Annotated in this window: 9 protein-coding genes; 8 read left to right on the top strand and 1 reads right to left on the bottom strand. The window is 70.9% G+C overall.

Going from position 1 to position 13,229, the window contains the following annotated elements:
• Nucleotides 1–19 precede the first annotated feature (19 nt).
• The gene (locus tag AB0Q90_RS34245; protein ID WP_363162422.1) at nt 20–1,108 is read left to right on the top strand and encodes a branched-chain amino acid aminotransferase; all 1,089 of its coding nucleotides are present in this window, start codon (nt 20–22) and stop codon (nt 1,106–1,108) included.
• On the opposite strand, the gene AB0Q90_RS34240 is transcribed toward AB0Q90_RS34245, so the two are convergent.
• A complete protein-coding gene (locus tag AB0Q90_RS34240) occupies nt 1,105–2,541 on the bottom strand; it encodes a cytosine permease (protein ID WP_363162421.1) in 1,437 nt (478 codons plus the stop codon). The two genes, AB0Q90_RS34245 and AB0Q90_RS34240, sit on opposite strands and share 4 nt — an antisense overlap.
• Nucleotides 2,542–2,688: 147 nt before the next feature.
• On the opposite strand from AB0Q90_RS34240, the gene ureA reads away from it, so the two are divergent.
• The 7 genes from ureA (at nt 2,689) to AB0Q90_RS34205 (ending at nt 13,223) form a co-directional block, all read left to right on the top strand.
• Entirely contained in the window at nt 2,689–3,384 is a 696-nt protein-coding gene (ureA, locus tag AB0Q90_RS34235; RefSeq protein WP_363162420.1) for an urease subunit gamma, read from the top strand.
• Nucleotides 3,381–5,090, top strand: a complete 1,710-nt coding sequence (locus AB0Q90_RS34230) for an urease subunit alpha (protein ID WP_363162419.1) — start codon at nt 3,381–3,383, stop codon at nt 5,088–5,090. The genes ureA and AB0Q90_RS34230 overlap by 4 nt, the downstream gene beginning before the upstream one ends.
• Before the next feature lie 8 nt (nt 5,091–5,098).
• Nucleotides 5,099–6,115, top strand: coding sequence for an agmatine deiminase family protein (locus AB0Q90_RS34225; RefSeq protein WP_363162418.1), 1,017 nt, complete (start codon nt 5,099–5,101; stop codon nt 6,113–6,115).
• A gap of 10 nt (nt 6,116–6,125) precedes the next feature.
• Nucleotides 6,126–6,734: a TetR/AcrR family transcriptional regulator gene (locus tag AB0Q90_RS34220; RefSeq protein ID WP_363162417.1), complete on the top strand. Its 609-nt coding sequence runs from the start codon at nt 6,126–6,128 to the stop codon at nt 6,732–6,734.
• A 136-nt stretch (nt 6,735–6,870) separates the two neighbouring features.
• Nucleotides 6,871–8,118: a hypothetical protein gene (locus tag AB0Q90_RS34215; RefSeq protein WP_363162416.1), complete on the top strand. Its 1,248-nt coding sequence runs from the start codon at nt 6,871–6,873 to the stop codon at nt 8,116–8,118.
• A gap of 301 nt (nt 8,119–8,419) precedes the next feature.
• Nucleotides 8,420–10,024 carry a citramalate synthase gene (gene cimA / locus AB0Q90_RS34210; protein WP_363162415.1) on the top strand — a complete coding sequence of 535 codons (1,605 nt, stop codon included), beginning with the start codon at nt 8,420–8,422 and terminating at the stop codon, nt 10,022–10,024.
• A gap of 193 nt (nt 10,025–10,217) precedes the next feature.
• On the top strand, nt 10,218–13,223 hold the full coding sequence (locus tag AB0Q90_RS34205) for a glycoside hydrolase family 3 N-terminal domain-containing protein (protein ID WP_363162414.1): 3,006 nt from the start codon (nt 10,218–10,220) through the stop codon (nt 13,221–13,223).
• Nucleotides 13,224–13,229: the final 6 nt, after the last annotated feature.

The raw sequence follows: 13,229 nt of genomic DNA, 5'->3' as shown, positions 1-13,229 counted from the left end.
CGGTGAAGGACAACCACTCATGACGACGCCCACGATCGAGCTCAAGCCCTCCGCCAGCCCGCTCGCCGACGCCGAGCGCGCGGCGATCCTGGCCAACCCGGGGTTCGGCCGCCACTTCACCGACCACATGGTGACGATCAAGTGGACCGAGGGCCGCGGCTGGCACGACGGCCAGCTCGTCCCGTACGCGCCGATCTCCCTCGACCCGGCCACCATGGTCCTGCACTACGCGCAGGAGATCTTCGAGGGACTCAAGGCCTACCGTCAGCCCGACGGCACCGTCGCCACCTTCCGCCCGGACAAGAACGCCCAGCGCTTCCAGGCCTCCGCCCGCCGGCTCGGCATGCCGGAGCTGCCGGTGGAGACGTTCATCGAGGCGTGCGACGCGCTGGTCAAGCAGGACGCGGCCTGGGTCCCGGCGCACGGCGGCGAGGAGTCCCTCTACCTGCGCCCGTTCATGATCGCCACCGAGGTCGGCCTGGGCGTCAAGCCGGCCAACGAGTACCTCTTCCTGGTCATCGCCTCCCCGGCCGGCGCCTACTTCCCGGGCGGCGTGAAGCCGGTCTCCATCTGGGTCTCCGAGGACCACGTCCGTGCCGTGCCGGGCGGCATGGGCGACGCCAAGACCGGCGGCAACTACGCCGCGTCCCTGCTCGCCCAGGCCGAGGCCGCCGCCGAGGGCTGCGCCCAGGTCTGCTACCTCGACGCGGTCGAGCGCAAGTGGGTCGAGGAACTCGGCGGCATGAACCTGTACTTCGTGTACGGCAACAAGATCGTCACCCCCTCGCTGACCGGCTCCATCCTGGAGGGCGTCACCCGCGACTCGCTGCTGAAGGTCGCCCGTGACCTCGGCTACGAGGCCGAGGAGGGCCGGGTCTCCGTCGACCAGTGGCAGCGGGACTCCGAGAATGGCACGCTGACGGAGGTCTTCGCCTGCGGCACGGCCGCGGTGATCACCCCCGTCGGCACGGTCAAGCGCACCGGCGCCCAGTGGCAGCAGTCGAACGGCGAGCCCGGCGAGGTCACGCTGAAGCTCCGCCAGGCTCTCCTGGACATCCAGCGGGGCACGGCCGAGGACGTGCACGGCTGGATGCACAAGCTGGGCTAGATCTCGCTGCTCGCCAGGACCGCCTCGGACTCCGCGTCCGGGGCGGTCCTGTTGTTCTCCCGACTCGTCAGCGCCAGGTACAGCACCCCGCCGACTGCCCCCGACAGCAGGAAGCTGCAGTCCACCCCGCCGGTCAGCGACAGCAGTGGACCCTCGTACGACGGCAGCGCCACCGCGAGGACGCCGACTGTCGCGCCCAGTGCCCAGGACACCGTCGCCGGGATGTTCCAGCCGCCGGTGAACCAGTAGATCCCGCCCCGCGCGCGGCGGTTGAAGACCTGGAGGGCATCCGCGTCGTACTCGCCGCGGCAGCGGGCGAAGCCGATCAGGGTGATCACCGCCCACGGGGTGCCGATCGCCGTCAGCAGCAGGACGAACGACGTCATCGCGTCCTGGGCGGTCGAGGCGTAGTGGCCGACGAAGACGCAGGCCGTGGCGAGGACGGCGACCGCGCAGGTAGCCGTGGCGCGGGACAGACGCGGCAGGATGGCGTCCAGGTCGAGACCCATGGAGTACAGCATCAGCCCCGCGTTGCCCACCGAGCCGGCCGAGGCGGCGAGCAGCAGCGGCAGCAGGTACCAGGTGGGCGCGGCCTCGGTGAGCGGCCCGGCGTAGTCCAGGGCGGCACGGGCGGCGTACGAGGTGAAGGTGCCGAAGAGCTGCGGCACCAGCAGGCCGAGCAGCAGACCGAGCCAGGTCGCGTGCAGCACCTTGCGGGAGGAGTGGCGGGCGGGGGAGATGTAGCGGGTGTAGTCGCCGAGCAGGGTGATGAAGGCGACCGGCCCCGACAGACCCGCGGCCACCGTCGCCAGCAGCCACGTCGGCCAGAACCCGCCGAGCAGATAGCCGCCCGCATCCGGCAGCGCGGACGTCGTGAAGTCCGGGGCGTAGGCGACCAGGCCGAGGACCAGCAGGGCCGTCATGCCGACCGCGAGGACGCGGGACATCGTCAGCAGCACCCGGTAGCCGTACACCGCGCCCGCGACCGTCGCCGCGGCGAGCAGCCCGTAGACCACGGCGTACGACACTCCGCTCGCCTCAAGCCCGAACATCCGGCCGAGCACGCCCACCGTCACATCGCCGCCGATCCACACGGTCAGCGCGGTGTAGCCGAGGGCGAGCAGCAGGCCGACCACCGAGCCGACCAGCCTGCCGCGCACCCCGAACTGGGCGCCGGAGGACGTGGACAGGTTGGTCGCCGTGCGCAGCGAGATCAACGCGAGGGGGGCAGTGAGGGCCGTGCCGACCACCGTTCCGACCACGATCGACGACACCGACGCCCACCAGTCCAGTCCGAAGGACGGGGGCAGCCAGCCGAAGACGATCACTCCGAGGCAGAGGTTCGAGCCCAGCAGGATCGAGACGAGGTCGCGGGGCCCGCTGGTGCGTTCCTCGTCGGGGATGGTGTCGACTCCGCGCTGTTCCATCGGCATGGCAGGTCTCCCTTGATCGGCCGCCTTGAAAGTTAGAGCGACGTTCAATGTGACGTTGTCGAAGCTGACCCGTCAATGTTTCCGTCGAATGAATCTGGTGTTTAGAGTGTTGCTCTAACGTGTGGAAGGCAAGGAGGTGCCCGCGTCATGAGACTGACCCCCACGGAACGTGACCGGCTGCTGCTCTTCGGAGCCGCCGAGCTGGCCAGGGCGAGAAGGGCCCGGGGCCTCAGGCTGAACGTCCCCGAGGCGACCGCGCTCATCGCGGACACCGTGTGCGAGGCGGCCCGGGACGGCCTCAGGCTCGCCGAGGCGATCGAGCGGGCCCGTTCGGTCCTCGGCCCCGACGACGTCCTGCCGGGCGTCGCCGACGTCGTCACCGAGGTGCATGTCGAGGCCGTCTTCGACGACGGTTCACGGCTCGCGGTGGTGAGCGACCCGATCGGCGGAGGGCTCGGGCCGCAGGCCCCCGGCGCGCTGCTGCCGGGACCCGAGCACGCCGAGCCCGAGGCCGCCGTCCGGCTCACGGTCACCAACACCGCCGGGGTGCCGGTCTCCGTCACCTCCCACTTCCACTTCTTCGAGGCCAACCCGCGCCTGGACTTCGACCGGGCGGCGGCCTACGGCATGCGTCTCGCCGTACCCGCCGGATCGTCCGTGCGCTTCGGGCCCGGCGAGAGCGCCGAGGTGGGCCTGCTGCCGATCGGCGGCGCCCGGATCGCGATCGGTTTCGCCGGCCTCGTCGACGGGCCGCTGGACGCACCCGGCGCCCGCGAGGAGGCGCTGCGCCGCGCCGCCGCCTGCGGCTACCTGGGAATCCACGACGAGGAGGCCGAGCGATGAGCCGCCCCGGAGGCCACCCGGCCGAAGCCCGCCGTCTCACCCCCCACGAGTACGCCGCCACCCACGGCCCCCGCGCCGGGGACCGCGTCCGCCTCGGTGACTCCGGGCTGACCATCCAGGTCGAGTCCGACGCGCAGAAGTACGGCGACGAGTTCCTCGCCGGCTTCGGCAAGACCGCCCGTGACGGGCTGCATCTCAAGGCCGCCGCCGTCCGCGAGACCTGCGACGTCGTCATCAGCAATGTCGTGGTGATCGACGCGGCGCTGGGGATCAGGAAGGTCTCCATCGGCATCCGCGAAGGGCGGATCTGCTCGATCGGGCGGGCCGGGAACCCCGACACGCTCGACGGCGTCGACGTCGTGGTCGGCACGGGCACGTCCATCGTCTCCGGCGAGGGGCTCATCGCCACCGCCGGTGCCGTGGACACGCACGTCCATCTGCTGTCGCCGCGGATCATGGAGGCCTCGCTGGCCTCCGGCGTGACCACGATCATCGGGCAGGAGTTCGGGCCCGTGTGGGGCGTCGGCGTCAACTCGCCCTGGGCGCTCAAGCACGCGTTCAGCGCCTTCGACGCCTGGCCGGTCAACATCGGCTTCCTCGGGCGGGGTTCGTCCTCCGGGGAGGCCCCGCTGATCGAGGCCCTCGCCGAGGGCGGCGCCTCCGGCTTCAAGGTGCACGAGGACATGGGCGCCCACACCCGGGCGTTGGACACCGCCCTGCGCGTCGCCGAGGAGCACGACGTCCAAGTCGCCCTGCACAGCGACGGGTTGAACGAGTGCCTGTCCGTCGAGGACACCCTGCGGGTGCTGGCGGGCCGCACCATCCACGCCTTCCACATCGAGGGCTGCGGCGGCGGACACGTGCCCAACGTCCTGAAGATGGCCGGAGTCCCGAACGTCATCGGCTCCTCGACCAATCCGACGCTGCCCTTCGGCCGGGACGCGGTCGCCGAGCACTACGGCATGATCGTCTCCGTCCACGACCTGAAGACCGACCTGCCCGGCGACGCCGCCATGGCCCGCGACCGCATCCGCGCCGGGACCATGGGCGCCGAGGACGTGCTGCACGACCTGGGCGCGATCGGCATCACCTCCTCCGACGCGCAGGGCATGGGCCGGGCCGGCGAGACCGTCCGCCGCACCTTCGCCATGGCCGGAAAGATGAAGGCCGAGTTCGGCGCGCCCGAGGAGCACGACAACGAGCGCGTCCTGCGCTACATGGCCAAGCTGACCATCAACCCGGCCATCGCCCACGGGCTTTCGCACGAGGTGGGGTCGCTGGAGGTCGGCAAGCTCGCCGACATCGTGCTGTGGCGCCCGGAGTACTTCGGCGCCAAACCGCAGCTCGTCCTCAAGTCCGGCTTTCCGGCCTACGGCGTCGTCGGCGACCCGGGCGCGGCCACCGACACCTGCGAACCCCTCGTCCTGGGCCCGCAGTTCGGCGCGTACGGCGCCACCCCGGCCGACATCTCGGTCGCGTTCGTCGCGCAGGCCGCGCTGGACCAGGGCGGCGACACGATGCCCACCCGGCGGCGCCGGGTCGCCGTGCGCGGCACCCGCGGCATCGGACCGGCCGACCTGCGCCTCAACTCCCGTACCGGAGCCGTCGACGTCGACCGGCGCACGGGCCTCGTGACGCTGGACGGAGAGCCGCTGCGCTCCGAACCGGCCGACTCGGTCTCCCTGAACCGCCTCTACTTCCTCTAGGACCTGTGATGACCTACCGCATGCCCCCCGAATGGGCCCCGCACGAGCGCACCTGGATGGCCTGGCCCGGACCCAATCCGACCTTCACCAACGAGCGGGAGCTGGCCGAGGCCCGCGCGGCCTGGGCCGCCGTGGCCCGCGCGGTGCGCCGCTTCGAGCCGGTGACCATGGTGCACGGTCCGGGGCAGGGCCAGTCGGCGCGCGAACTGCTCGGCCCTGACGTCGAGTTGGTCGAGCGGGAGCTCGACGACGCGTGGATGCGGGACATCGGCCCCACGTTTGTCACCGACGGTCGTGAACTGGCCGCCGTGGACTGGGTGTTCAACGGCTGGGGCGGCCAGGACTGGGCCCGCTGGGAACACGACTCCAAGATCGCCCGCCATGTCGCCGACCTGGCGCAGGTGCCGGTGCTGTCGTCGACGCTGGTCAACGAGGGCGGCGCGATCCACGTCGACGGCGAGGGCACGGTCCTGCTCACCGACACCGTCCAGCTCGGCTCCGGCCGCAACCCCGACTGGACCCGCGAGCAGGTCGAGGCGGAGATCCACGCCAAGCTGGGCACCACCAAGGCGATCTGGCTGCCGCACGGCCTCGCCGGCGACTACGGCAGGTACGGCACCCAGGGCCATGTCGACATCGTCGCGGCCTTCGCACGGCCCGGCACCGTGCTGGTGCACAGCCAGCGCGACCCGGCCCACCCGGATTACGCCCGCTCCCGGGCGTACCTGGAGATCCTGCGCGGCCGGACCGACGCCAAGGGCCGCCGCCTGGAGGTCGTGGAGGTCCCCGCGCCCACGGTCCTCAAGGACGAGGAGGGCGACTGGGTCGACTACTCCTACATCAACCACTACCTCTGCAACGGCGGAGTCGTCCTGTGCGGCTTCGACGACCCGCGCGACGAGATCGCGGCCGGGATCTTCCGCCGGCTCTTCCCGGAACGGACGGTCACCCTGGTGGACGCCCGTACCATTTTCGCGGGTGGTGGAGGCATCCACTGCATCACGCAACAGCAGCCGAAGATCTAGGAGCCGAGGGATGGCCGGTGCGGCCCGAGCGCGGAAGAACGCGCCGCCGCGTGAGGACGTACTCACCGCCGCCATGGAGATGATCGCCGAGCGCGGTCTGGAGAAGCTCACCATGGCGGCGCTCGGCCGCGAGGTCGGCATGAGCAGCGGCCATCTCCTGTACTACTTCCACTCCAAGGACGAGCTGCTGCTGCAGACCCTGGAGTGGAGCGAGGGCCGGCTGGGCGCCGAGCGCGGCCGGCTGCTGACCCGCACCGCGCCCGCCCGGGAACGGCTGGATGCGTACGTCGACCTGTACGTCCCCGACGGCCACCGCGACCCCCACTGGACGCTGTGGCTGGAGGTCTGGAACCGCTCGCAGAACGCCGACGACGGCGCGCGTGAGCGGCAGGCCGCGATCGAGGGCGCCTGGCACCGCGACCTGGTGGCCCTGCTGGCGGAGGGGGTGTCGAGGGGGGAGTTCCGAACGGTCGACCCGGACCGTTTCGCGGCCCGCCTGCGGGCGCTCCTCGACGGCTTCTCCATCCATGTCGCGATCGGGCTGCGGGGGACGGACCGGGCGCAAGTTCTCGGCCACGTAAGGGAGTTCCTGGAGGAGGGCCTCCTCGCGGACGCCTGAGGGCGTGCCCGGGTTGTACTCAATTCGGGCGATTGACGCGGTGACGCGTGGTGCGTTTGCCTCGGGGGGAGCCCTCGGCGCGGGGCCGGGGGTGGAGCGTCAAACGGGGGTACCTGTGTTGAGAACCATGCGTGGGGTGTCCGTCGCCGTGCTCGCGGGGGCGATGGTGGTGCTGTCGACGACCGCCGCGACGTCGGCACCGAAGCCGGAAACCCAGCGGGTCAGCGTCTCGGCGTCCGGCGCGCAGGTGTCGGCCGACTCGCGGGGCGGGTCGATCAGCGGCGACGGGCGCTTCGTCGTCTTCGAGTCGGACGCGGCCGACCTGGTGCCGGGGGACACCAACGGACTCACCGACGTCTTCCTGCGTGATACGCGCCGGGGCACCGTCGAGCGGGTCAGCGTGCGGGACGACGGCGGCGAGTACGTGCTCGCCTTCAACGCACGGATCAGCGCCGACGGGCGGTATGTGATCTTCCAGGGCGGCACGGGATCGCCCGAGGACGGCACGTACTTCTCGGGCGTCTTCCTCTGGGACCGGGTCAAGGACCGCACCGAGGTCGTGAGCCTGACCGACGACGAGAAGCCGGTCTCCGGAGGTGACGCCGTGATCAGCCGCGACGGCCGGTACGTGGCGTACGTCTCCTGGCTCGGCGACCACGGCGACACCGGCACCCGCATGTCCGCCGGCGTCTACCTGCGCGACCGCGAGACTGGCACGACCCGTCTCGTCAGCGTCACCGAACCGCCGCCCACCGGCGACCGGTACGGCTGGATCGTCGGCTACCCCAGCATGAGCGCCGACGGCAGCCGCATCGCGTACTCCATGAACCAGGCCAGGCCCGGCCTCCACGGCGCCGTGTACACGTACGACCGCCACACCGGCCGCAAGGAGCGCTTCGACAGCGACGAGCGGCGCACCAGCGTCCCCAGGTTCAGCGGCGACGGCCGGTACGCGGCCTTCTCCTCGGGCGCGGCCGACCTGGTTCCCGGGGACACCAACGGCAAGGAGGACATCTTCGTGCGCGACCTGCGCACGGGAGGCAGCGAGCTCGTCTCCCTCGCCGCGGACGGCGGTCAGCTCGACACCCACTCCCGCTGGCCGGTGATCACCGAGGACGGCCGCCGTGTCGTCTTCAACACCGGGTCCACCACCCTGGTGCCGGGCGACATCCACCGCGGACCGCTCTTCGAGCGGGACCTGCGCACCGGTGACACCCGGCGGGTGTCCGTCGCCCACGACGGCGGGCAGGGCGACTACCAGGGCTCGTCGGCCTTCTCGGTGAGCCGTGACGGCCGGTTCGTGGCCTTCGAGTCCTGGGCCACGAACCTGGTGCCGGACGACACCAACGACACCCGCGACGTCTTCGTCCGCCGGCTCAGGTGACCGACCGCATTCTGAGACAACGGTGAGTGAGGCACGGGGGTTGTGCCAGACTGCCCCCGTGCTCTCGTTCGCCATGATTATTGGCAGCAGGCGCGCCGGTCCGCAGTGACCGCCACGTACGACCAGGTACGGGCGGACACCGTCGTCCTCGACCCGCGCGCAGACCTCTCGCACCCGCGAGAGGTTTTTCGCATTTCTGGCCCACCTTCAGCCGGGAGCGCAGCGCGAGGGATCATTGGAGGACGGTGGAGCCGGTCATTCCGGTAAAGACCGAGATCCATACATCAGGAGCCTTCAGACCATGACGGAAACCAGCGAGCTCGACGACTCGTTCCACGTCTTCGACACCACCCTGCGCGACGGCGCCCAGCGTGAGGGCATCAACCTCACCGTCGCGGACAAGCTGGCCATCGCACGGCACCTGGACGACTTCGGCGTGGGCTTCATCGAGGGCGGCTGGCCCGGCGCCAACCCGCGGGACACCGAGTTCTTCGCCCGCGCCCAGCAGGAGATCGACTTCAAGCACGCCCAGCTGGTGGCCTTCGGCGCCACCCGCCGGGCCGGCGCCAAGGCCGCGGAGGACCCCCAGGTCAGGGCCCTTTTGGAGTCGGGCGCCCCGGTCGTCACCCTCGTCGCGAAGTCGCACGACCGTCATGTGGAACTGGCGCTGCGCACCACGCTCGACGAGAACCTGGAGATGGTCCGCGACACGGTGTCCTTCCTCAAGGACCAGGGCCGCCGCGTCTTCGTCGACTGCGAGCACTTCTTCGACGGCTACCGCGCCAACCCGGAGTACGCGAAGGCGGTCGTACGGGCCGCCTCGGAGGCCGGGGCCGATGTCGTGATCCTCTGCGACACCAACGGCGGCATGCTCCCGGCGCAGGTCCAGGCCGTGGTCTCGACCGTGCTGGCGGACACCGGCGCCCGGCTCGGCATCCACGCCCAGGACGACACCGGGTGCGCGGTGGCGAACACGCTGGCCGCGGTGGACGCGGGCGCGACCCACGTCCAGTGCACGGCGAACGGCTACGGCGAGCGGGTCGGCAACGCCAACCTGTTCCCGGTGGTCGCGGCCCTGGAGCTGAAGTACGGCAAGAAGGTGCTGCCGGAGGGCAAGCTGCGCGAGATGACGCGCATCAGCCACGCCATCGCGGAGGTCGTGAACCTCACCCCCTCCACGCACCAGCCGTACGTCGGTGTCTCGGCCTTCGCGCACAAGGCCGGCCTGCACGCCTCCGCGATCAAGGTCGACCCGGACCTGTACCAGCACATCGACCCCGAGCAGGTCGGCAACACCATGCGGATGCTGGTGTCGGACATGGCGGGCCGCGCGTCCGTGGAGCTCAAGGGCAAGGAACTCGGCGTCGATCTCGGCGGCGACCGCGAGCTGGTCGGCCGGGTCGTCGAGCGGGTCAAGGAGCGCGAGCTCGCGGGCTACACCTACGAGGCGGCCGACGCCAGCTTCGAACTGCTGCTGCGCGGCGAGGTGGAGGGAAAGCCCCTGAGCTACTTCGAGGTCGAGTCCTGGCGGGCCATCGTCGAGGACCGCCCCGACGGCAGCCACGCCAACGAGGCCACCGTCAAGCTGTGGGCCAAGGGCGAGCGCATCGTCGCCACCGCGGAGGGCAACGGCCCGGTCAACGCCCTGGACCGCGCCCTGCGCGTGGCCCTGGAGAAGATCTACCCCCAGCTCGCCAAGCTGGACCTCGTCGACTACAAGGTCCGCATCCTGGAGGGCGTCCACGGCACCCAGTCCACGACCCGAGTCCTCATCTCCACGTCCGACGGCACGGGCGAGTGGTCCACGGTGGGCGTCGCGGACAACGTCATCGCGGCCTCGTGGCAGGCCCTGGAGGACGCTTACACGTACGGACTGCTGCGGGCGGGCGTGGCACCGGCGGAGTAGCAGTCAAACGCCGGACGAGCTGGCCCGGCCCGTCCGGCGTTTGTTCACTTCCCGAAGCGACAACGACCCTCATCCAGACGTCAGTTACCCCTGTACCAGTCCTGACGTGAAGTCTTGACGGCATCCTGGCGCGCCAGTTAACTCACGGCGTGATCTAAGTCGTATGTGGACTATGAGAGTCGAGGGATGTTCCATGCGAAGAACCGCCCTGCTCGCCTGTGCCGCCCTGCTCACCGGACTGCTCCCGCTCGCCACCGCTCAGGTCGCGGCCGCGGCCGATCCCGCCCCCGTGCCCGTCGACCGCTTCGAGGGCGAGGTGCCCTTCGCGAACCCGCCGGCCGAGGGGCTGTTCACGTGGGGGAGTGACAACGACGATCCGCCCACCCTGACGCTGGCCGCCCGGGACGACGCCCCCGAGGGCGGCCACGTTCTCTCCGGCACCTATGACATCAGCGGCTGGGGCGGCTTCACGCACGACTTCGCCTTTGCCGAGCCCGCCCACGACTGGTCCGCCCACAAGGGCATCCGGTTCTGGTGGGAGGGGCGGAACAACGGCAAGCGGATCGCCTTCGAGATCAAGGACGGCGGCGCCAACGGCGAGGCCTCCGAGCTGTGGACGACCTCCTTCACCGACGACTTCAGCGGCTGGAAGCAGATCGAGATTCCGTTCACCGACTTCACCTATCGCACGGACTACCAACCGGTCGGCGGCATCGACCAGATCCTCGGCCTCACCGAGATGTGGGGCTACGCCCTCACCCTCCCCACCGGCGCACCGGGCGAGTTCGCCATGGACGGCGTCGAGCTCTACGGCGCCGCCGACCAGTCCCTGCGCGCCGGTATCACCACCGACGCCGCCGTCTACCCGGTGGACGAGGGCGGGACGGCCACCGTCGAGGTCACCCTCGGCACCACCGGCTCCGCCCCCGTCGAGGAGCCCGTGACCGTCGCCTACGAGACGACCACCGGCGGAACCGCCTCCGACGGCGACTACACCCCCGTCACCGGCGAGTTCACCTTCCCCGCGGGCACCCCCTCCGGCACCACCCGCACGATCCAGGTCCGCACCCTCAAGGACAGGTCCGCCGAGTCCGCCGAGACGATCCCGCTCAAGTTGACCGTCACCGGCGCCAAACCCCCGTCCGAGACTCCGCAGATCGTCGTCGACGCGCACGGACTGCCGTATCTCGACGCCGAGTTGCCCGTGAAGAAGCGCGTCGCCGATCTGCTCGGCCGCATGTCCCTGGCGGAGAAGGCCGGCCAGATGACCCAGGCCGAGCGTGGCGCCGTGGGCGGCGGGGCCGACGTCGCCGGCTACGGCCTCGGCTCGCTGCTGTCCGGCGGCGGTTCCACGCCGACGCCCAACACCCCCGAGGCCTGGGCGAAGATGATCGACGCCTTCCAGCTGCGCGCCCAGGCGACCCGCTTCCAGATCCCGTTGATCTACGGCGTCGACGCCGTCCACGGCCACAACAACCTGGTCGGTGCGACCGTCATGCCGCACAACATCGGCATCGGCGCGAGCCGTGATCCCCAAGTCGCCTACAAGGCGGGCGCGGTGACCGCCGCCGAGGTCCGCGCCACCGGCATCCCCTGGGACTTCGCCCCCTGTCTGTGCGTGACCCGCGACGAACGCTGGGGCCGTTCCTACGAGGCCTTCGGTGAGGACCCCGGCCTCGTCGAGTCCATGGAGACGGTGATCCAGGGCCTGCAAGGGCACGCGAGCGGCAGGGACCTGGACCGGGGCGACAAGGTCCTCGCCACCGCCAAGCACTTCGTCGGCGACGGGGGCACCGAGTACGGCTCCTCCACCACCGGCAGCTACACCATCGACCAGGGCGTCACCGAGGTCACCCGGCAGCAGCTCGAAGCCGTGCACCTGGCGCCGTACGAGGACGCCGTGGACCGGGGCGTCGGCACGGTCATGCCGTCGTACTCCTCCCTCGACCTGATCGGCGACGGGCAGGGCCCGGTGAAGATGCACGCACGCGGCGACATGATCAACGGCGTGCTGAAGGGCCGTATGGACTTCGACGGCTTCGTCATCAGCGACTGGAACGGCATCGACCAGATCCCCGGCGACTACCCGAGCGACGTGCGTACGTCGGTCAACGCCGGGGTCGACATGGTCATGGCCCCCTACTCCTACAAGGAGTTCCACTCCGCGCTCGTTGCCGAGGCCGAGGGCGGGCGGGTGAGCGCGGAGCGGATCGACGACGCCGTCTCCCGCATCCTCACGCAGAAGTTCCGGCTGGGGCTCTTCGAGAAGCCGTACGCCGACACCGGCGGCGCGGACCGGATCGGTTCCGCCGGACACCGGGCCGTGGCGCGCGAGGCGGCGGCGAAGTCGCAGGTGCTGCTGAAGAACGCGGGCGGTGTGCTGCCGCTGAAGCCCACGCAGAAGGTGTACGTCGCCGGGTCCAACGCCGACGACATCGGCAACCAGAGCGGCGGCTGGACCATCACCTGGCAGGGGTCGTCGGGGGACATCACGCCGGGCACGACGATCCTGGAGGGCATGCGCAAGGCCGGTGACGTCACCTACTCCAAGGACGCGTCCGAGCCGTTGGGCGGCCATGACGTCGGCGTGGTCGTCGTCGGCGAGACCCCGTACGCCGAGGGCATCGGCGACGTCGGCAACGGCCACGACCTGGAGCTGTCCGCCGCCGACCAGGCAGCCGTCGACAAGGTGTGCGCCGCCATGAAGTGCGCGGTGCTGATCGTCTCCGGCCGGCCGCAGCTGATCGGCGACCGCCTCGCCGACATCGACGCCCTGGTCGCCTCCTGGCTGCCCGGCACCGAGGGCGACGGCGTGGCGGACGTGCTCTACGGCGAGCGGCCGTTCACCGGACAGCTCCCGGTGACCTGGCCGAAGTCCGAGGCACAGTTGCCGATCAACGTGGGCGACACCTCGTACGACCCGCAGTTCCCGTACGGCTGGGGCCTGACCACGCTGACCAAGGTCCCGCAGGGCGGCGCCACGACGCTCAAGGCGCTCGGCGTCGCGGCCGCGGCGGCCGAACGGGCCGGCGCCCATGAGACGGGACGCACGCTGGTCACCAAGGCGCGGCTGATCGTCCAGCAGAAGACGATCACCCCGGCCCTCGCCAAGCCCTTCGCCGAGGCGGACCGCCTGCTGACGGCCGGCCGCTACGGGGCCGCCGTGGAGAAGCTGACCGCGGCCTACCGGGCGGCCTGAGCCGCC

This window comes from Streptomyces sp. NPDC079141, assembly GCF_040686775.1.
GTDB lineage: Bacteria > Actinomycetota > Actinomycetes > Streptomycetales > Streptomycetaceae > Streptomyces.
The sequence above is the reverse complement of the archived record's forward strand: the minus strand, read 5'-3'. Positions and strand labels throughout refer to the sequence as shown.